Here is a 17,995-nt window from a genome sequence, read left to right as displayed (position 1 = left end):
CATCGGTGGTGATGACGCACTTCATTCCCACAGCGCTGAACCACTGTGGGAGGGGGCTTGCTCCCGATAAGGGACGCTCAGCAACGCTTACAGGTTTTGATGCCCAGCAGTGTATAGAGCGGGCAGAAGCGGAAAATGCCCGTGGCGAGTGGCACGATACCGATCCAGCCCCACAAGCCGATCACGCCCGACAGACTCAGGCCAATCAAGATCAGGCCGACGGCGATACGCAGGCTGCGATCAATGGTTCCAATGTTTGCGTTCATGGCGATCTCCCGATCAGTTGCCAACGGCCTATCAAGCGACTTGCCATCGCGAGCAATTCCCGCGTCCTGCCTGAACAGCAGGCTGACAATGCACGCAGTCAGTCTGTCCCTGTTCTACCCCCGAAAAGATGACATAAGGCAAACACACTGAAGAAATCGCTGAACATGACGCCTGCCGCGCGCAACCCGAACCCTGACTGCCAACCACTGCCGTCATAACCGATTGGCAGACCATCTAACTGCCAACGCCTCTGCCATGGTCATGCTCGAATAACTAACTGTTTGTTATCACTCAATAAAAAACACATATCCGCGCTTGGCATGGCGCGTGCTAACTGCCTGGTCATGCCCCGTTCCGATAAACGACGGCGGTGTGATCTGCCACTGGCAGTGCGGTGTGACGCATGCACTTGCCGGCCGGATAAAGTTCCAACATTGAGTGCTGATGAGATGACTGAACGAGTGAGTACCGAGCCTAAGAGCAACACCAGTATTTATCTGCAGTTAGGCGGCGAGGCAGGGGTGCATAGGCTGGTCGACCGCTTTTACGAATTGATGGAAGGGCTGTCCGAGGCGCGAACAGTGCGTCAGATGCACCCGCCGAGCCTCGCCGGCAGTGCCGACAGCCTATTCAAGTTCCTGAGTGGCTGGTTTGGTGGCCCGCCGCTGTTTCACCAGGAGCGTGGTCACCCGCGTTTGCGCATGCGGCATGCGCCCTTTGCCGTCAGTGTTGTCGAGCGCGACGAATGGATGCTGTGTATGCATCAGGCAATCAATGAGCAGGTGGAGGACCCAAGCCTGAATGCGAAGCTGCACTGTATGTTTTCCGAAATGGCCGACCACATGATCAATACCGACGGGCGCCGCGCAAGTGCTGCGGTGCCGGCTTGAACGTCGGGTAACTCTCCCAACTGGACGCTTCCCCAATACCATGATTAAAACTGCCCACGATCTTGTTGTAGACGCTAAAGCCCGCATCGAAGAAGTTGCCATCGAAGAGGCTGACCTGGCTATCCAGCATGCGGATGTCCTGCTTGATGTGCGTGAAGCCGACGAATATGCCGCCGGTCATCTCTCGGGCGCGGTGCATGTCCCGCGCGGAATACTGGAATTTAAACTGAGCAACGATGCCGCACTCAGTTCGCGAGACCTTAAGGTCGTGCTGTACTGCAAAACCGGCGGTCGTGCGGCACTCGCCGCCGTCTCGCTGCAGGACATGGGCTATCTGCACGTAAAGTCGATCACCGGAGGTTTCGACGCCTGGGTGGGTGCGCAAAAGCCGATTGTGGTTGCGCAGTTACCGCGCTTCGAGTAGCACCGCGGGCGGCCTTGGGGGGCAGGGTGCTCCCCATTGGGCTTATCCCCGTGTCGTCACCAATCCATTACTCCAACCGTAACGATCCAGCGCCCTGCTTGATTGATACCCCCCCGATTCACTCCTAAGGTACAGCCCACGACAGCAAACCCGTGGAGCGACCATGACAACAATAATTACCCCCGACTCGCGCTGGACGCGGCGGCGCGACGAGAAGCAGCGGCGGCTCGGGCTGGTCAAGCAGTATGCCGACGGCGCCGTGTTGCCCAGCGATAAAATCGTCGCGGCCCTCGAAGCCCTGATCCTGCCCGGCGACCGTGTGGTGCTGGAGGGCAACAACCAGAAGCAGGCGGATTTCCTCTCGCGTTCCCTGGCCAAAGCCGACCCGGCCAAGCTCCACGATTTGCACATGATCATGCCCAGCGTCGGGCGTTCCGAGCACCTGGATCTGTTTGAAAAGGGCATCGCCCGCAAGCTGGATTTCTCCTTCGCCGGCACTCAATCCCTGCGCATCAGCCAGTTGCTCGAAGACGGCCTGCTGGAAATCGGTGCGATCCACACCTACATCGAACTCTACGCACGGCTGGTGGTGGACCTGATCCCCAACGTCGTCCTCTGCGCCGGTTTCATGGCCGACCGCGCCGGCAATATCTACACCGGCGCCAGCACCGAAGACACCCCGGCGCTGATCGAGCCCGCCGCCTTCAGCGATGGCATCGTCATCGTGCAGGTCAACCAGTTGGTGGACGATGTCAGCGACTTGCCCCGCGTCGACATCCCCGCCAGTTGGGTGGATTTCGTGGTGGTGGCCGACAAGCCGTTCTACATCGAGCCGCTGTTCACCCGCGACCCGCGCCATATCAAGCCGGTGCATGTGCTGATGGCGATGATGGCGATCCGTGGCATCTACGAAAAACACAACGTGCAGTCGCTCAATCACGGCATCGGTTTCAACACCGCCGCCATCGAATTGATCCTGCCCACCTACGGCGAATCCCTCGGCCTTAAGGGCAAGATCTGCCGCAACTGGACCCTCAACCCGCATCCCACGCTGATCCCCGCCATCGAAAGCGGCTGGGTGCAAAGCGTGCATTGCTTCGGCACCGAACTGGGCATGGAAAACTACATCGCCGCGCGCCCGGATGTGTTCTTCACCGGCCGTGATGGCTCGCTGCGTTCCAACCGGATGTTCTGCCAACTGGCCGGCCAGTACGCGGTGGACCTGTTCATCGGCGCGACCCTGCAAGTCGACGGCGACGGCCATTCCAGCACCGTGACCCGTGGCCGCCTCGCCGGTTTCGGCGGTGCGCCGAACATGGGCCACGACCCGCGCGGTCGCCGTCACGGCACCCCGGCATGGCTGGATATGCGCCACGACGATGCGCCGGAAGCGCTGCTCGAACGCGGCAAAAAACTCGTGGTGCAAATGGTCGAGACCTTCCAGGAAGGCGGCAAACCGACGTTCGTCGACACCCTCGACGCGGTGGAGGTGGCGCGTAAAAGCGGCATGCCCCTGGCGCCGATCATGATCTACGGCGACGACGTGACCCACCTGCTCACCGAAGAAGGCATCGCCTATCTGTACAAGGCGCGTTCCCTGGAAGAGCGTCAGGCGATGATCGCCGCCGTCGCCGGGGTGACCGCCATCGGCATGCGCCACAACCCCAAGGACACCGCGCGCATGCGCCGCGAAGGTTTGATCGCCTTGCCCGAAGACCTCGGCATCCGCCGCACCGACGCCACCCGCGAGCTGCTGGCCGCCAAGAGCGTGGCCGATCTGGTGGACTGGTCCGGTGGCCTGTACAACCCGCCCGCCAAATTCAGGAGCTGGTAAATGCGCGCACTCAAACTGCATGAACTCAGCCTCGCCGATCGCCTGGCGGATATGGCCGTGGAGGCGCTGATCGATGAAGCGGACCTGTCGCCCAAACCAGCGTTGGTGGACCGGCGCGGCAATGGCGCCCACAGTGATTTGCACCTCGGGCTGATGCACGCGTCGGCGTTGTCGCTGTGGCCGATGTTCAAGGAAATGGCTGAAGCTGCGATTGAATTCGGTGAGGTCGGTTTACCGCTGCGTGAAGCCCTCGGGCGCATCGGCCGTGAAGGTGAGCAAGCGATGCTGATCACCACCCACGGCGTGAATACCCATCGCGGTGCGATCTGGGCGCTTGGCCTGCTGACTGCCGCCGCCGCGCTGGCGCCTCGCGCCATCCCGCTGAATGCAGCCAGACTGGCCCTGCTCAACGACCGTTACGCGCCGCAACCGATGAGCCACGGCGCCCAGGTCGCGCAGCGCTACGGCGCACGTGGTGCCCGCGAAGAAGCCCAGTTGGGATTCCCTTCGGTGCTGCAACGCGGCCTGCCGCAACTGCACAAAAGTCGTCGGCAAAACGTGGGCGAACAGAACGCGCGCCTCGACGCATTGCTGGCGATCATGACCGACCTGGCCGATACCTGCGTGCTCTACCGCGCCGGGCTTGAGGGCCAATACGCCATGCAACGCGGCGCCCAGGCCGTGCTCGATGCCGGCGGCAGCGCCACCCTCGCCGGTCGCCGCCACCTGCACGAACTCGACCAGCAACTGCTGGCCCTGAATGCCTCCCCCGGCGGCGCCGCCGACCTGTTGGCCGCCTGCCTGTTTATCGACCGCCTCGACGGAGCGTTGTGATGGAAACCTTATCCTTTGAATTCCCCGCCGGGCAGCCGCCCAAAGGCCGTGCGCTGGTGGGATGTGTCGGCTCCGGCGACCTGGAAGTGCTGTTGGAACCGGGCACGGCCGGCACGCTGACGATCCAGGTGCAGACCTCGGTGAATGGCGCCGAGCAACGCTGGCAGCACCTGTTCGAGCGGATCTTCCAGGAACACACGCCACCGGCGTTGAACATTGATATCCACGACTTCGGCGCCACCCCCGGCGTGGTGCGTTTGCGCCTGGAGCAAGGTTTCGAGGAGCTCGGCCATGACTGACTTGCTCAGCAAACACAGCTTCGTCGAACTGGGCGCGCGGCAACGGGCCAAGGCCTTGTTGGACGCCGGTTCCTTTCGCGAATTGCTCGACCCGTTCCAGCGCGTCATGTCGCCGTGGCTCAGCCGCCAGGGCGTGGTGCCCCAGGCCGATGACGGCGTGGTGATCGCCAAGGGCAGCCTCGGCGGTTTGCCGGTGGTGATCGCCGCAATCGAAGGCAACTTCCAGGGCGGCAGCCTCGGTGAAGTGGGCGGCGCGAAGATCGCCGGCGCCCTGGAGTTGGCGGCCGAAGACAACCGCAAGGGCGTCCCGACCCGTGCCGTGCTGCTGCTGGAAACCGGCGGCGTGCGCTTGCAGGAGGCCAACCTGGGCCTGGCCGCGATTGCCGATATCCACGCGGCGATTGTCGACCTGCGCCAGTATCAGCCGGTGATCGGCGTGGTGGCGGGCAGCGTTGGCTGCTTTGGCGGCATGTCCATCGCCGCCGGGTTGTGCAGCTATCTGGTGGTGACCCGCGAAGCACGCCTGGGCCTGAACGGTCCGCAGGTGATCGAGCAGGAAGCCGGCCTGGACGAATACGATTCCCGCGACCGTCCTTTTATCTGGAGCCTGACCGGCGGCGAGCAGCGCTTCAACAGTGGCCTGGCCGACCGCTATGTGGCCGACGATGTGGCGCAGTTGCAACAGACAGTCAGCGCACTGTTGCAGCAAGGTCTGCCGGCACAGCAGCGCAGTCGCCAGGCCGCGCATTACCTGGCGCGCCTGGCTGAACTGGACGCCGCAGCGCAAATCGAGCCGGCGACGGTTCGCGATCTGTATCAGGGAGAACGCTCATGAGAGGTGTGCAGTGGTTCAACGCATTGAGTGCCGGCGCCACGCCGGTGAGCGGGTTGCCGGACTCGCTGAAAGTCGCCGATGGCGTCTTGGGTGAGCAAGCGGTGCGCTTTATCGCCGTGGTCCCCGACGCACACAACCGCTTCCCCCGTGCGCGCCAGGGCGAAGTTGGCCTGCTGGAAGGCTGGGGCTTGGCGAAGGCCGTCGATGAGGCCATCGCCCGTGGCGACCAGCGCCCGATCATCGCCATCGTCGATGTGCCGAGCCAGGCCTATGGCCGTCGCGAAGAAGCCCTTGGCATCCACCAGGCCCTGGCCGGCGCCGTCGACAGCTACGCGCGCGCCCGATTGGCCGGGCACCCGGTGATCGCACTGTTGGTGGGCAAGGCCATGTCCGGTGCGTTTCTCGCCCACGGCTACCAGGCCAATCGCCTGATCGCCCTGCGCGACCCCGGCGTGATGGTGCACGCCATGGGCAAGGCTTCGGCGGCGCGGGTGACTCTGCGCAGCGTCGAAGAACTGGAAGCCCTGGCCGCCAGCGTGCCGCCCATGGCCTATGACATCGACAGCTTTGCCAGCCTTGGTTTGCTCTGGGAGACCTTGTCGGTCAGCCAGATCGAACAGCCGACGCAGGACGATGTGGCGCGGGTCGGCGATTGCCTCATCAACGCGATCAAGGACATTCATGGCGCGGACTTGAGCGGTCGCCTGGGCGCGGCCAATCGCGCCGCCTCCAGCCACGTACGCCAGTTGCTGCGGGAGCAATGGTGAACGCCCACGATCTGCTCTGGGGCATGACCCTGGCGCACCTGCCCGCCGACGCACCGGACTGGGTGGTGGACGCGATCCGCGCCGGCCACCCGGTGGTGGTGCGTCGCGCCATTGCCGAACCGGAGGCGGTGGCGGTGGGGGTACGCGGGCGTGTGCGGGAGCAGCGTTATGCCGCGCAAATGCCGGTGGACGCGGTGCAGCGGCGCGTGACGCCGCAAGCACTGCGCACGCTGACATCGCCACGGGACGTGCCGGCGTTGCGGGCCCTCGATCAACTGCGGCCGCTGTTGGCGGCGCATGATTGGGGCGTCAGTGGCAGTGCCGGGTTTGAATTGGCCACGGGCATCGAAGCGTTGCATGCCTTGAGTGACCTGGATTTGATTCTTCACGCCCCCGAGCCGCTTGAGCGCAGCGCGGCGCGGGATCTGTTGGGGGCATTGGACAGCACGGCCTGCGCCGTGGACCTGCAACTGCAAACCCCATTCGGCGCCGTGGCCTTGCGCGAATGGGCCGGATCGTCACGCCGCGTCTTGCTCAAAACCGCCCGCGGCGCGCACCTGGTCATTGATCCCTGGCAGGCCATGCCATGAGCAGTCTGCTGGTGTTTCCGGGGCAGGGTGCCCAACGCACGGGCATGCTCCAGGCGCTGCCGGCCGACGTGTTGGCAGAAGCCAGCGAGGCCTTGGGCGAAGACGTACGCCGGCTCGATTCGGCGCAAGCCCTGGTGTCGACCCGTGCTGTGCAACTGTGCCTGTTGATCACCGGCGTGGCCCATGCCCGCCTGCTGCAACGCACCCCGGATTTCGTCGCCGGCCTGTCCATCGGCGCGTACCCGGCGGCGGTCATCGCCGGGGCCCTGGACTTTGCCGATGCGCTCAAACTGGTCAGCCTGCGCGGCGAACTGATGCAACAGGCTTATCCACAGGGCTACGGCATGACCGCGCTGATCGGGCCGCAGTTATCCAGCGTCGAAACGCTGCTGGCCGACATCCACAGCCCGCAAACCCCGGTGTACCTGGCCAATATCAACGCCGATAACCAAACCGTGATCGCCGGCAGCGATGCGGCGATGCAACGTGTCGCCGACCGCATCAAAGGCAACGGCGTGGCCAAGCGACTGGCCGTCAGCGTGCCGTCCCATTGCGCGCTGCTGGATGAACCTGCCCAGGTATTGGCGCGCGCCTTCGTGCCGCTGCGGGCGCCGCGCATCACTTACCTGAGCAGCACCCGCGCGCGGCCGATCCATAACCCCGAACAGCTGCGCGACGACCTGGCCTTCAACATGTGCCGCATCGTCGACTGGCGCGGCACCGTGCAAAGCGCCTACGAGCGCGGCGTGCGCCTGCAGATCGAACTGCCTCCGGGCAGCGTGCTGACCGGCCTGTCGCGCCGGGTCTTCGAACACGGCACGGTGATCGCCTGCGAAGGCGCACGCCTGGACACCCTGCAGGCCCTGCTGGAAGAGGAGGAGCGCCGCCACCGATAAAGCAGCACCCAAGGCTTTCGAAGCACAACAACAACAATTTCGATCGAGCACTTTGAGGACAACAACAATGATTATTTACGGTGTGGCGTTTCTGGCGCTTTGCACATTGACCGGCTTGTTTATCGGTGAACTGCTGGGCAAATGGATGGGTATCCCGGCCAACGTCGGCGGGGTCGGTATCGCGATGTTGCTGCTGATCGGCCTGGGCAGTTACCTGGGCAAGCGTGGTTTGTTTACTGGCAAGTCGGAGCAGGGCGTGAGCTTTTGGGCGGCGATCTATATCCCGATCGTGGTGGCCATGGCCGCCCAGCAGAATGTGTACGGCGCCATCAGCGGCGGGCCGATGGCGATTCTGGCCGGAACCTTTGCCGTGGTGCTGGCCTTTGCCCTGGTGCCGGTGCTGGTGCGCATCGGTAACCACGAGCCGAGCTCAGTCATCCCCACCAAAGACGCCGGGTGATCGCCATGTACGAATCGATGATGAAAGTGATCACCGGCTACGGCCTGATCAGTGGTTTCGCGGTGATCGGCCTGACGATGTGGGTGTCCTACTGGATCTCCGATACCTTCACCAAGGGCCGTCTGCACGGCTCGGCCATCGCTATTCTGCTCGGGTTGCTGCTTTCGTATGTGGGCGGCGCCTTCACCGGTGGCACCAAGGGCGTGGTGGATATTCCGTTGTTGTCGGGCATCGGCCTGCTGGGCGGGGCGATGCTGCGAGACTTCGCCATCGTGGCCACCGCCTTTGGCGTGAGTGTGGATGAGCTCAAACGCGCCGGGTACGTGGGGGTGCTGGCGTTGTTCGTCGGTGTGGGCTCCTCGTTTATCGCCGGGGTGAGCGTGGCCCTGGCATTCGGGTACACCGACGCGGTGAGCCTCACCACCATCGGCGCCGGCGCCGTGACCTACATCGTCGGCCCGGTGACCGGTGCGGCGATTGGCGCCAGTTCCGAGGTCATGGCGCTGTCGATCGCAGCGGGGCTGATCAAGGCGATTCTGGTGATGGTCATGACCCCGTTCGTAGCGCCTCTGATCGGCCTCAATAGCCCCCGAAGCGCGGTGATTTTCGGCGGACTGATGGGCACTTCCAGCGGAGTGGCCGGCGGTTTGGCGGCGACCGATCCGAAACTGGTGCCGTATGGCTGCCTGACGGCGGCGTTTTATACGGCGCTGGGGTGCCTGTTGGGGCCTTCGTTACTCTACGTGATGGTGCGCGGGTTGGTGGGCTGACTCCGGCATTTGGGCTGATAGGTCTGGCGCCATCGGGAGCAAGCCTCCTCCCACATTTGGAATGCATTCCACGTGTGGGAGGGGGCTTGCTCCCGATAGCGGTATCTCAGGCCTGCGCCTGGCGATTGGCATACATCCGACATTCGGCCAGCAACGCCAGCAAGTTCGGGTCGCGCTCCTTGGCCTTCAGGAACACCACGCCAATATGCTGCTGCAACCGATACCGGGGTTGCAGCGGTATCAGCTTCACGCGGTTCTCGTACACCGCCGCAATCCGCCCCGGCAGCAGCGCATAGCCCACCCCCGAGCTGACCATGCTCAGCAGGGTGAAAATGTCATTGACCTGCATCGCCACCTTCGGCTCGAACCCCGCTTGCTTGAACACCCGGTTGCCGTCCTGATGGGTGGCGAAGCCTTGGGTGAGGGTGATGAAGGTGGCGTCGCGCACGTCGGCCAGGTCGATCTGCTGGTTGCGGTCGAAGGGCGAGTCGGCCGGGGTGGCGAGGAAGATGTCGTCGGAAAACAGCGCGATCTGTGCGCAATCGGGATCGTTGGCGCGTTCGTCGAGGGAAATGAGGATCGCGTCGACTTCCATGTTCTTGAGCTTGTAGAGCAGGTCGAAGTTGGAGCCGAGGATCAGGTCGATGTTGAGTTCGCTGCGGCGCAGTTTCAGGCCCATGATCAACTGCGGCACGGTTTTCACCGTCAGCGAATACAGCGAGCCGAGCTTGAAGCGCTCCGCGGAGAAACCGGCGGCTTCGCGGGTCAGGCGGATGCTGTCGACCGCGTCCTGCACCAGCTTTTGTGCGCGTTCTTCGAGCGCGTAGGCGCTTTCCAGCGGGGTGAGGTTGCGGCCTTCATGCTTGAACAGCGGGCAGCGCAGGGCGTTTTCCAGGGAATGGATGGCGCGGTGCACGCTGACGTTGCTGGTGTGCAGCTCGGCGGCGGCGCGGGCCAGGTTGCCGGTGCGCATGAACGCCAGGAAGATTTCCAGCTTTTTGAGGGTGAACTCTTCGTCGATCAGCATGGCCGTGGGCTCTTGTTCGAATGCTGCCGATTGTGCCCGCAAAACCGTGCGGCGTCGCCGGAACGTCATAAGGAGCTTGCACTCTGATGCGCAAGGCGGGAGGCTTGCCAGCCAGCGGTCAACGGTTACGGGAGGTCGGGGACAGATGTACCACGGGGAACGATTCAACGCCTGGAGCCATTTGCTCGGGGCAGTCGCGGCGTGTGTGGGCGCGGTGTGGATGTTGGTGGTGGCGAGCCTGGATGGCAGCCCCTGGAAGATCGTCAGCGTGGCGATTTATGGTTTTACGCTGATGGTGCTGTACAGCGCGTCCACCGTGTACCACAGCGTGCGCGGGCGGCGTAAAGCGATCATGCAGAAGGTCGATCACTTTTCCATCTACCTGTTGATTGCCGGCAGCTACACGCCGTTTTGCCTGGTGAGTCTAAGAGGGCCCTGGGGCTGGACGCTGTTCGGCATTGTCTGGGGGCTGGCGGTGATCGGCATCCTGCAGGAGATCAAGCCGCGGTCCGAGGCGCGGATCTTGTCCATCGTGATCTACGCGGTGATGGGCTGGATCGTGCTGGTGGCGGTCAAGCCGCTGCTCGCCGCGCTGGGCACGGCGGGGTTTACCTGGCTGGCGGCGGGCGGAGTGTTGTACACCGTCGGCATCATCTTCTTTGCCCTGGAGGATCGCCTGCGCCATTCCCATGGGATCTGGCACTTGTTCGTGATCGGCGGCAGCCTGCTGCATTTCGTGGCGATCATGCATTACGTGCTCTGAAGGTGGATGGCGGTGTGTCAGTCTCTGCACAGGCAGGCTGATCCACCGTTATCGGGAGCAAGCCCCCTCCCACATTGTGCTTAAAGGCGGTCGAGCAACGCGCTGGCGTGGGTGCCGAGGATCTGCAGCAGGTTGGCCAGCATGTGCGGCGGCGGTTCGTCGGCGCGGGTCAGGGCGTAGAGGGTGATCGGCAGCGGCGGTGTCAGCGTGCGGATGCAGGTGCTCGCCGGTGAGGCGCCGAGGGCGGTGAAGGGGTCGATGACCGTCAGGCCGGCGCCGGATTCCACCATGGCGCGGGCCAGGGAATAGGTCTGCACGGAAATGCTCACCTTCGGTGGCGGGTCGACGTTTTCCAGGTAGCTGTCGAGTTTTGCCGCCAACGGGTCGGCGCTGGACAGGCCAATCAACGGCGCACCGGCCAGCTCGGCCAGGGGCAAGGGCCTGCTCAACTGCGCCTCTGGCCAATACCCCTTGGACGCCAGCGCCACCAGCACGCCGTTGGCCAGCACTTGGGTGGTCAGGCCCGGATGGCCGGAGAAATTGAGGGTCAACGCGAGGTCGATCTCGCGCATCAACAGTTTCTGCACCAGCTCGCGGCTATGGTCGCTGGACAGCTCGCAGGCAATGTCCGGGTAATCGTGCTTCCACGCCAGAATCGCCGGCGGCAGCAGCGACAGCGCCAACGCCGGGGTAGCACCGATGCGCACACTCTGCCCCGGTGCACGGCGCAAGCTCTTGGCCAGGCGCCGCACCCCTTGCAGGCTTTCGCTGACTTTCTCGACTTCGCGTTCCAGCGCGAGGGCTTCCGGCGTGGGCTGCAGCTTGCCGCGTACGCGCAGAAACAGCGGGAAACCCAGCTGCAACTCGGCGTGCTGCAACACCTTGGTCACTGCCGGCTGCGAGACATGCAGCAACTGCGCGGCGGCGCTGACGGAGCCGGTCTGGCGGATGGCCTGGAAGATCTCGATATGCCGCAAGCGCATGGCTAGTCCATAACCTTTGTTTATAGGGGGGCCATCTTTATTCATTGTCGCCGGCCTGTCACCTGGCCCTAGGCTTGAGGCCTCTTAATTCAACGGCGGGTGGTGGGGATGACCAGGCGGGTATGCATCATCGGGGGTGGCGTGATTGGCTTGGCAAGTGCTTATGCGCTGGTGCGCGCCGGCCATGAAGTGACAGTGATCGAGGCGCGCGACAGTCTGGGCAGCGAGACCAGTTTCGCCAACGGCGGGCAGTTGTCCTACCGCTACGTCGCCCCGCTGGCCGATGCCGGCGTGCCGTTGCAAGCCATGGGCTGGTTGCTGCGCGGTGACTCGCCGCTCAAGCTGCGCCCACGCCTGGACCCGCAGCAATGGCGCTGGATGGCCGCGTTCATCGGCGCCTGCCGTGGCTCGGTGAACAAACGTAACGCCGCGCACCTGCTGCGGCTGGCGACCCTGAGCCAGAACACCTTGCAGCAATGGCGTGTGGATGATCGCCTGGACGGTTTCGACTGGCGGCGCAACGGCAAGCTGGTGACCTTTCGCAACGCCGACACATTTGAGCGCGCACGCGCCAAGGTCACCGATATCCTCCAACAGCAGGTGCTGTCGGCGCTGGATTGCGCGCGCCTGGAACCGGCGCTGGCCCGCGTGGCGGAGGGGTTCGTCGGTGGCATCTACACGCCCAATGAGGAGGTTGCGGACTGTCATGCCTTCTGCCAACGTCTGGCGGCCCGGCTTCAAGCGTCGGGGCGCTGCACCTTTTTGCTGGGGCGCAAAGTCACCGGGTTGCTGCACATCGACGGCGCGGTACAGGCCATCGAAATGGACGCCGATATGATGCCGGTGGACCAACTGGTGCTGGCTGCCGGTCATCGCAGCGCCGAGTTGGGCTTGCCTGGCTTGTCGCTGCCGCTGTACCCGCTCAAGGGCTACAGCCTCAGCGTGCCGATTGGCGCGCAGCACAAGGCGCCGAACGTGAGCATCACCGATTACGACCGCAAGATTGTCTATGCGCGCATCGGCGAACAACTGCGGATCGCGGCGATGGTGGACATCGTCGGCTTTGACGCCAGCCTTGAGCCTAAGCGCCTGGCGCTGATCAAACGCCAGGCACTGGAGACATTTCCTCTGGCCGGCGACTACGCCCACGCGGTGGAATGGGCCGGTATGCGTCCCGCCACTCCGACGGGCGTGCCGCTGATTGGCGCCAGCGGCTATCGCAACCTGTGGCTGAACCTGGGCCATGGCGCCCTCGGCTTTACCCTGGCCTGCGGCAGCGGCCAACTGCTGGCCGAATTGATCGACCGCCACACCCCTTCCATTGATATGCAGGGCCTGGCGCCCCGCGCTGCGTGAGAATGCACCCATGACCCTCCACCGAATCCACAGCAACGAGCGACTTTCCGGCGCCGTGACGTACAAAGACCTGGTATTCCTCTCGGGCCAGGTGCCGGGCGAAGGCCAGGACGTGGCGACCCAGACCCGCGAGGTGCTGGCCAGGATCGACGCGCTGCTGGCCGAAGCGGGCAGTGATAAGGATCATCTGCTCAATGCGACCCTTTACCTGAAAGACATCAGCACCGGTTTCGCGCCGATGAACGAAGTGTGGTCGGCCTGGCTGTCGCCCGGCATGGCGCCGACGCGCACCACCCTGCAGGCGGAACTGGCACGGCCGAATGTGCTGGTGGAAATCAGCGTGATTGCGGTGCGTAAATAACTCGAAGACCAACGGAGCATAACAATGAAAAAAATCCTGTTGAGCGTCTGCACCCTGGGGCTTTTGTTGGGCGCCCAGGCCCACGCCAACCAGGCGCCGCTGGACGGTGCACTGGGCAAGATCGCCAACGCCAAGTCCATCACCCTGGGCTATCGCGATGCGTCGGTGCCGTTTTCCTACGTGGGGGATAACAGCGGTAAGCCCATGGGCTATTCGGTGGACCTGGCGAGCAAGATCGTCGAGCGCATCCAGCAAAAAACCGGCGTGACCGACCTCAAGGTGAAGTACAACCTGGTGACCTCCCAAACCCGCATCCCGCTGGTACAGAACGGCACCGTCGACCTCGAATGCGGCTCCACCGGGGTGACCGCCGAGCGGCAGAAGCAGGTGGCGTTTTCCTACGGGTTCATCTACGTCAAAGGGCAACTGCTGACCGCCAAGGACAGCGGCATCCAAGGCTTTGCCGACCTTAAGGGCAAGAACGTGGTGACCACCGCCGGGACCACCAATGAGCGCTTTCTCAAGCGCTACAATGCCGAGCACAAGACCAACATGTCCGTGATCAGCGCCAAGGACCACGGCGAGGCGTTCAAGATGCTCGAGACCGGCCGCGCGGCCGCGTTCTATATGGACGACGCGCTGCTCTATGGCGAGCGCGCCAAAGCCAGGGACCCGCACAAGTGGGTAGTGGTGGGCGAGGAGCAATCGCGGGAAATCTACAGTTGCATGGTGCGCAAGGATGACCCGCAGTTTCTCGCGGTGGTCAACGAGACGCTCGGCGACCTGTACCGCTCGGGGGAGATCAACGGGATTTACCAGCGCTGGTTCGAACAGCCGATTCCGCCCAAGGGCCTGAACCTGGAGTTCCCGATGACCCGTGAACTGAAGGCGATCATTGCCACGCCGGTCAGCGATCCGGTGGAGTAAGCAGGGCTAACCACAAGCCCCCTCCCACATTATTTGGGTGTGCAGTGCGGGTTAGAAATCGCCCCACAGTTGCTGGGCGACCGCCAGTGCCACCACCGGTGCGGTCTCGGTGCGCAACACGCGCGGACCCAGGCGGGCGGCGTGGAAGCCGGCGCCTTGGGCAGTGTCGACTTCGCTGTCGGTCAGCCCGCCCTCGGGCCCGATCAGGAAGGCCAGGCTGGACGGCTTGGCATGGCTGACCAGCGGTTCGGCGATCGGGTGCAGCACCAGTTTCAAATCCGCCTCGGTCTGCTTGAGCCAGTCCGCCAGCAGCAGCGGTGGATGAATCACCGGCACCGTCGAACGCCCACATTGCTCGCAGGCGCTGATCGCCACCTGGCGCCAGTGCAGCAGGCGCTTGTCGGCGCGTTCGTCCTTGAGGCGCACTTCGCAGCGTTCGCTGAAGATCGGCGTGATCGCGTTGACGCCCAGCTCGGTGGCTTTCTGGATCGCCCAATCCATGCGCTCGCCACGGGACAAACCCTGGCCGAGATGGATATGCAGCGACGATTCGGCCTGGCCGGCGAAGTGTTCGGTGAGTTGCACGGTGACGCGCTTCTTGCCGACCTCCAGCAAACTGCCCAAAAACTCCTGGCCGGAACCGTCGAACAATTGCACGGCATCGCCTTCGCCCATGCGCAATACGCGGCTGATGTAGTGGGCCTGGGCTTCGGGCAGTTCGACCTCGCCGAGGCTCAGCGGGGTGTCAGTGAAAAAGCGGGACAGTCTCATTTCTGTTCTCTGGAAAAAATAGGCGAACGCACGGGCAATTAACCCGGATCACGGAAGCCAGGATGGAAGTCTTTCGGCACCGTCACGCTGACTTTGCTGTTGGTGGCGATATCGATGCCTTCGCTGGCCACTTCGGCCAAAAAGTCGATCTGCTCCGGCGTGATCACATAGGGCGGCAGGAAATACACCACGCTGCCCAGCGGCCGCAACAGCGCGCCGCGTTCCAGAGCGTGCTCGAACACCTTCAGGCCACGGCGTTCCTGCCACGGGTAGGCGGTCTTGGTGGTTTTGTCCTGGACCATCTCGATGGCCAGCACCATGCCGGTCTGGCGCACTTCCGAGACGTGAGGATGGTCCACCAAATGCGCGGTGGCTGTGGCCATGCGCTGGGCCAGGGCCTTGTTGTTTTCGATGACGTTGTCTTCTTCGAAAATATCCAGGGTCGCCAGCGCCGCCGCGCACGCCAGCGGGTTGCCGGTGTAGCTGTGGGAATGCAGGAAGGCGCGCAGGGTCGGGTAGTCGTCGTAGAAGGCGCTGTACACGTCTTCGGTGGTGACCACGGCGGCCAACGGCAGGTAACCGCCGGTGAGGGCTTTGGACAGGCACAGGAAGTCCGGGCGGATGCCGGCCTGCTCACAGGCGAACATCGTACCGGTGCGGCCGAAGCCCACGGCGATTTCATCGTGGATCAGGTGCACGCCGTAGCGGTCGCAGGCTTCGCGCAGCAGCTTGAGGTACACCGGGTGGTACATGCGCATACCGCCGGCGCCCTGGATCAGCGGTTCGACGATCACGGCGGCGACCGTGTCATGGTGGTCCGCCAGGGTCTGTTCCATGGCCAGGAACATGTTGCGCGAGTGTTCTTCCCAGCCCATGCCCTCGGGGCGCAGGTAGCAGTCCGGGCTCGGCACTTTGATGGTGTCGAGCAGCAGCGCCTTGTAGGTCTCGGTGAACAGCGGCACGTCACCCACCGACATCGCGGCGATGGTTTCGCCGTGGTAGCTGTTGGTCAGGGTCACGAAGCGCTTTTTGTTCGGCAGGCCACGGTTGAGCCAGTAGTGGAAGCTCATCTTCAGCGCGACTTCGATGCATGACGAGCCGTTGTCGGCATAGAAACAGCGGGTCAGGCCTTCGGGCGTCATCGCCACCAGGCGCTCGGACAGTTCGATCACCGGCTGGTGGCTGAAACCGGCGAGGATCACGTGTTCGAGTTGGTCGACCTGGTCCTTGATGCGCTGGTTGATGCGCGGGTTGGCATGGCCGAAGACATTGACCCACCAGGAGCTGACGGCGTCGAGGTAGCGCTTGCCTTCGAAGTCTTCCAGCCACACGCCTTCACCGCGCTTGATCGGGATCAGCGGCAGTTGCTGGTGGTCTTTCATCTGGGTGCAGGGATGCCACAGCACCGCGAGGTCGCGTTGCATCCACTGGTTGTTCAAGCCCATCGGTGATCTCCTCGAAGCGGTCCTGCGAGCGGCGCAGGTAAAACAATCGCGCAAGCCTATGCAATGGCCGCCTGTGTCACAACCCATTACGGATGAATTGGCGGTAAACGTGAGACGGACTGTCACGTTTCTTAGGAATAGTCCTTAATCGCGCGTTAACTTATTGTGCATAGGCTCTTGATCGTATTTCTCGATATTTCAAAGCGAAATTTTCCGCTTTATTTCGATAGGTAAATCGCTAGTCTTGGGCGCGGCTCTTACGGGATTAAGTACATGCAGCTACGTAACTCACCGGCACGTTATGGCTGGGTCAGTATGGTTTTGCACTGGGGCGTGGCCCTGGTGGTGTTCGGTCTGTTCGCCCTGGGGTTGTGGATGGTCGGTCTCGACTATTACAGCGCGTGGCGCAAAGACGCACCGGACCTGCACAAAAGCATCGGTATCACGCTATTCGCCATCATGCTGGTGCGGATCGTCTGGCGGCTGATCAGCCCTGCGCCGCCGCCGCTGGCCAGCTACAGCCGGCTGACGCGCATCGGTGCTGCGTTTGGTCATGCTTTTCTCTATGTCGGCCTGTTTGCGCTGATGATCGCCGGCTACCTGATTTCCACTGCAGACGGTGTCGGTATCCCGGTGTTTGGCTTGTTTGAAATTCCTGCGTTGGTTTCCGGGCTACCGGACCAGGCAGATACCGCCGGCGTGGTGCATCTGTACCTCGCCTGGGTGTTGGTGGTCTTCGCCGGTTTGCACGGTGTGGCTGCGTTGAAACACCACTTTATCGATCGTGATGCGACCCTCCTGCGAATGCTGGGGCGCAAAGCCTGATGTTCAACCTCGACTCACAAGGAATAGAAAACATGTTGAAAAAGACCCTCGCCGCTCTGGCAATCGGTACAGCTCTGCTGTCTGCAGGTCAGGTGATGGCCGCCGACTATGTTGTCGACAAAGAAGGCCAGCACGCCTTCGTTGACTTCAAGATCAGCCACTTGGGCTACAGCTTCATCACCGGTACCTTCAAGGACCTGGACGGCAAGTTCAGCTTCGATGCCGCCAAGCCTGAAGACAGCAAGATTGAGTTCAACGTCCGTACCGCCAGCGTGTTCACCAACCACGCCGAACGTGACAAGCACATCTCCAGCAAAGACTTCCTGGACGTTGGCAAGTTTGCCGATGCCAAGTTCGTCTCCACCAGCGTGAAAACCACCGGTAAAAATGCCGCTGGTCAAGTCACTGCCGACGTGACCGGTAACCTGACCTTTCACGGCGTGACCAAGCCGATCGTGGTCAAGGCCACCTTCCTAGGCGAAGGCAAAGATCCATGGGGCGGCTACCGTGCCGGCTTTGAAGGCACCACCAGCTTCAATCGCCAGGACTTCGGCAAGCAGATGGACCTGGGCCCAGCGTCCAACAATGTTGAGCTGTACGTGACGTTTGAAGGTGTGAAAGCGAAGTAACGCTTCATTTGTTGGAGCGAGCTTGCTCGCGAAAAACGTAGA

General features: G+C 63.0%; 22 protein-coding genes. 17 read left to right on the top strand and 5 right to left on the bottom strand.

Features of this window, described 5'->3' with window-relative positions; translation table 11 throughout:
* Window positions 1-77: 77 nt before the first annotated feature.
* Complete coding sequence (locus ACLH0J_RS07355; protein WP_411391451.1) at window positions 78-266, bottom strand: DUF2892 domain-containing protein; 189 nt, start codon at window positions 264-266, stop codon at window positions 78-80.
* A gap of 450 nt (window positions 267-716) precedes the next feature.
* Here ACLH0J_RS07355 and ACLH0J_RS07350 point away from each other — a divergent pair, with 450 nt between their 5' ends.
* The 11 genes from ACLH0J_RS07350 to madM all read left to right on the top strand — a co-directional run bounded on the left by ACLH0J_RS07350 (window position 717) and on the right by madM (window position 8,866).
* Entirely contained in the window at window positions 717-1,157 is a 441-nt protein-coding gene (locus tag ACLH0J_RS07350) for a group II truncated hemoglobin (protein ID WP_411391450.1), read from the top strand.
* A 43-nt stretch (window positions 1,158-1,200) separates the two neighbouring features.
* The gene (locus ACLH0J_RS07345; RefSeq protein ID WP_411392781.1) at window positions 1,201-1,581 is read left to right on the top strand and encodes a rhodanese-like domain-containing protein; all 381 of its coding nucleotides are present in this window, start codon (window positions 1,201-1,203) and stop codon (window positions 1,579-1,581) included.
* A 163-nt stretch (window positions 1,582-1,744) separates the two neighbouring features.
* On the top strand, window positions 1,745-3,415 hold the full coding sequence (gene mdcA, locus ACLH0J_RS07340) for a malonate decarboxylase subunit alpha (protein WP_411391449.1): 1,671 nt from the start codon (window positions 1,745-1,747) through the stop codon (window positions 3,413-3,415).
* Entirely contained in the window at window positions 3,416-4,249 is an 834-nt protein-coding gene (locus ACLH0J_RS07335) for a triphosphoribosyl-dephospho-CoA synthase (RefSeq protein WP_411391448.1), read from the top strand.
* Window positions 4,249-4,548: a malonate decarboxylase subunit delta gene (locus ACLH0J_RS07330; RefSeq protein WP_010564366.1), complete on the top strand. Its 300-nt coding sequence runs from the start codon at window positions 4,249-4,251 to the stop codon at window positions 4,546-4,548. The genes ACLH0J_RS07335 and ACLH0J_RS07330 overlap by 1 nt, the downstream gene beginning before the upstream one ends.
* A complete protein-coding gene (locus tag ACLH0J_RS07325; RefSeq protein WP_411391447.1) occupies window positions 4,541-5,383 on the top strand; it encodes a biotin-independent malonate decarboxylase subunit beta in 843 nt (280 codons plus the stop codon). Before ACLH0J_RS07330 ends, ACLH0J_RS07325 begins: the two co-directional genes overlap by 8 nt.
* Window positions 5,380-6,150 (top strand): biotin-independent malonate decarboxylase subunit gamma, encoded by a 771-nt coding sequence (gene mdcE / locus ACLH0J_RS07320; protein ID WP_411391446.1) that lies wholly within the window; start codon window positions 5,380-5,382, stop codon window positions 6,148-6,150. Before ACLH0J_RS07325 ends, mdcE begins: the two co-directional genes overlap by 4 nt.
* Entirely contained in the window at window positions 6,144-6,740 is a 597-nt protein-coding gene (locus tag ACLH0J_RS07315; protein WP_411391445.1) for a malonate decarboxylase holo-ACP synthase, read from the top strand. Before mdcE ends, ACLH0J_RS07315 begins: the two co-directional genes overlap by 7 nt.
* A complete protein-coding gene (gene mdcH / locus ACLH0J_RS07310; RefSeq protein WP_411391444.1) occupies window positions 6,737-7,636 on the top strand; it encodes a malonate decarboxylase subunit epsilon in 900 nt (299 codons plus the stop codon). Before ACLH0J_RS07315 ends, mdcH begins: the two co-directional genes overlap by 4 nt.
* A 67-nt stretch (window positions 7,637-7,703) precedes the next feature.
* The gene (gene madL, locus ACLH0J_RS07305; RefSeq protein ID WP_411391443.1) at window positions 7,704-8,096 is read left to right on the top strand and encodes a malonate transporter subunit MadL; all 393 of its coding nucleotides are present in this window, start codon (window positions 7,704-7,706) and stop codon (window positions 8,094-8,096) included.
* 5 nt (window positions 8,097-8,101) lie between these two features.
* Complete coding sequence (gene madM, locus ACLH0J_RS07300; RefSeq protein ID WP_010564360.1) at window positions 8,102-8,866, top strand: malonate transporter subunit MadM; 765 nt, start codon at window positions 8,102-8,104, stop codon at window positions 8,864-8,866.
* Between the two features lie 106 nt (window positions 8,867-8,972).
* On the opposite strand, the gene ACLH0J_RS07295 is transcribed toward madM, so the two are convergent.
* Entirely contained in the window at window positions 8,973-9,893 is a 921-nt protein-coding gene (locus ACLH0J_RS07295) for a LysR substrate-binding domain-containing protein (protein WP_411391442.1), read from the bottom strand.
* A gap of 145 nt (window positions 9,894-10,038) precedes the next feature.
* On the opposite strand from ACLH0J_RS07295, the gene trhA reads away from it, so the two are divergent.
* Window positions 10,039-10,656 (top strand): PAQR family membrane homeostasis protein TrhA, encoded by a 618-nt coding sequence (gene trhA / locus ACLH0J_RS07290; protein ID WP_411391441.1) that lies wholly within the window; start codon window positions 10,039-10,041, stop codon window positions 10,654-10,656.
* Between the two features lie 80 nt (window positions 10,657-10,736).
* On the opposite strand, the gene ACLH0J_RS07285 is transcribed toward trhA, so the two are convergent.
* Entirely contained in the window at window positions 10,737-11,639 is a 903-nt protein-coding gene (locus tag ACLH0J_RS07285; protein WP_411391440.1) for a LysR family transcriptional regulator, read from the bottom strand.
* Between the two features lie 108 nt (window positions 11,640-11,747).
* Here ACLH0J_RS07285 and ACLH0J_RS07280 point away from each other — a divergent pair, with 108 nt between their 5' ends.
* The 3 genes from ACLH0J_RS07280 to ACLH0J_RS07270 are packed head-to-tail and all read left to right on the top strand — an operon-like array spanning window position 11,748 to window position 14,283.
* Window positions 11,748-12,995, top strand: coding sequence for a D-amino acid dehydrogenase (locus tag ACLH0J_RS07280; protein WP_411391439.1), 1,248 nt, complete (start codon window positions 11,748-11,750; stop codon window positions 12,993-12,995).
* Between the two features lie 10 nt (window positions 12,996-13,005).
* Window positions 13,006-13,356: a RidA family protein gene (locus tag ACLH0J_RS07275; protein ID WP_411391438.1), complete on the top strand. Its 351-nt coding sequence runs from the start codon at window positions 13,006-13,008 to the stop codon at window positions 13,354-13,356.
* Window positions 13,357-13,380: 24 nt separating this feature from the next.
* The gene (locus tag ACLH0J_RS07270) at window positions 13,381-14,283 is read left to right on the top strand and encodes a transporter substrate-binding domain-containing protein (RefSeq protein ID WP_411391437.1); all 903 of its coding nucleotides are present in this window, start codon (window positions 13,381-13,383) and stop codon (window positions 14,281-14,283) included.
* Between the two features lie 51 nt (window positions 14,284-14,334).
* Here ACLH0J_RS07270 and ACLH0J_RS07265 read toward each other — a convergent pair whose 3' ends face one another.
* A complete protein-coding gene (locus ACLH0J_RS07265; protein ID WP_411391436.1) occupies window positions 14,335-15,054 on the bottom strand; it encodes a 16S rRNA (uracil(1498)-N(3))-methyltransferase in 720 nt (239 codons plus the stop codon).
* A gap of 38 nt (window positions 15,055-15,092) precedes the next feature.
* A complete protein-coding gene (locus ACLH0J_RS07260) occupies window positions 15,093-16,499 on the bottom strand; it encodes an adenosylmethionine--8-amino-7-oxononanoate transaminase (protein WP_411391435.1) in 1,407 nt (468 codons plus the stop codon).
* A 273-nt stretch (window positions 16,500-16,772) separates the two neighbouring features.
* Here ACLH0J_RS07260 and ACLH0J_RS07255 point away from each other — a divergent pair, with 273 nt between their 5' ends.
* Window positions 16,773-17,324 carry a cytochrome b gene (locus tag ACLH0J_RS07255; RefSeq protein ID WP_411391434.1) on the top strand — a complete coding sequence of 184 codons (552 nt, stop codon included), beginning with the start codon at window positions 16,773-16,775 and terminating at the stop codon, window positions 17,322-17,324.
* 32 nt (window positions 17,325-17,356) lie between these two features.
* On the top strand, window positions 17,357-17,953 hold the full coding sequence (locus ACLH0J_RS07250; RefSeq protein WP_411391433.1) for a YceI family protein: 597 nt from the start codon (window positions 17,357-17,359) through the stop codon (window positions 17,951-17,953).
* Window positions 17,954-17,995: the final 42 nt, after the last annotated feature.

The organism is Pseudomonas sp. MPB23 (genome assembly GCF_046605395.1).
Classification (GTDB): domain Bacteria; phylum Pseudomonadota; class Gammaproteobacteria; order Pseudomonadales; family Pseudomonadaceae; genus Aquipseudomonas.
This window is presented reverse-complemented; position numbering and strand designations above follow the sequence as displayed.

Bases quoted from the DNA above. Each gene is read 5' to 3' on its own strand.
- ACLH0J_RS07355 (WP_411391451.1), bottom strand. From the start codon at position 266: ATGAACGCAAACATTGGAACCATTGATCGCAGCCTGCGTATCGCCGTC.
- ACLH0J_RS07350 (WP_411391450.1), top strand. From the start codon at position 717: ATGACTGAACGAGTGAGTACCGAGCCTAAGAGCAACACCAGTATTTAT.
- mdcA (WP_411391449.1), top strand. From the start codon at position 1,745: ATGACAACAATAATTACCCCCGACTCGCGCTGGACGCGGCGGCGCGAC.
- ACLH0J_RS07335 (WP_411391448.1), top strand. From the start codon at position 3,416: ATGCGCGCACTCAAACTGCATGAACTCAGCCTCGCCGATCGCCTGGCG.
- ACLH0J_RS07330 (WP_010564366.1), top strand. From the start codon at position 4,249: ATGGAAACCTTATCCTTTGAATTCCCCGCCGGGCAGCCGCCCAAAGGC.
- ACLH0J_RS07325 (WP_411391447.1), top strand. From the start codon at position 4,541: ATGACTGACTTGCTCAGCAAACACAGCTTCGTCGAACTGGGCGCGCGG.
- mdcE (WP_411391446.1), top strand. From the start codon at position 5,380: ATGAGAGGTGTGCAGTGGTTCAACGCATTGAGTGCCGGCGCCACGCCG.
- ACLH0J_RS07315 (WP_411391445.1), top strand. From the start codon at position 6,144: ATGGTGAACGCCCACGATCTGCTCTGGGGCATGACCCTGGCGCACCTG.
- mdcH (WP_411391444.1), top strand. From the start codon at position 6,737: ATGAGCAGTCTGCTGGTGTTTCCGGGGCAGGGTGCCCAACGCACGGGC.
- madL (WP_411391443.1), top strand. From the start codon at position 7,704: ATGATTATTTACGGTGTGGCGTTTCTGGCGCTTTGCACATTGACCGGC.
- madM (WP_010564360.1), top strand. From the start codon at position 8,102: ATGTACGAATCGATGATGAAAGTGATCACCGGCTACGGCCTGATCAGT.
- ACLH0J_RS07295 (WP_411391442.1), bottom strand. From the start codon at position 9,893: ATGCTGATCGACGAAGAGTTCACCCTCAAAAAGCTGGAAATCTTCCTG.
- trhA (WP_411391441.1), top strand. From the start codon at position 10,039: ATGTACCACGGGGAACGATTCAACGCCTGGAGCCATTTGCTCGGGGCA.
- ACLH0J_RS07285 (WP_411391440.1), bottom strand. From the start codon at position 11,639: ATGCGCTTGCGGCATATCGAGATCTTCCAGGCCATCCGCCAGACCGGC.
- ACLH0J_RS07280 (WP_411391439.1), top strand. From the start codon at position 11,748: ATGACCAGGCGGGTATGCATCATCGGGGGTGGCGTGATTGGCTTGGCA.
- ACLH0J_RS07275 (WP_411391438.1), top strand. From the start codon at position 13,006: ATGACCCTCCACCGAATCCACAGCAACGAGCGACTTTCCGGCGCCGTG.
- ACLH0J_RS07270 (WP_411391437.1), top strand. From the start codon at position 13,381: ATGAAAAAAATCCTGTTGAGCGTCTGCACCCTGGGGCTTTTGTTGGGC.
- ACLH0J_RS07265 (WP_411391436.1), bottom strand. From the start codon at position 15,054: ATGAGACTGTCCCGCTTTTTCACTGACACCCCGCTGAGCCTCGGCGAG.
- ACLH0J_RS07260 (WP_411391435.1), bottom strand. From the start codon at position 16,499: ATGGGCTTGAACAACCAGTGGATGCAACGCGACCTCGCGGTGCTGTGG.
- ACLH0J_RS07255 (WP_411391434.1), top strand. From the start codon at position 16,773: ATGCAGCTACGTAACTCACCGGCACGTTATGGCTGGGTCAGTATGGTT.
- ACLH0J_RS07250 (WP_411391433.1), top strand. From the start codon at position 17,357: ATGTTGAAAAAGACCCTCGCCGCTCTGGCAATCGGTACAGCTCTGCTG.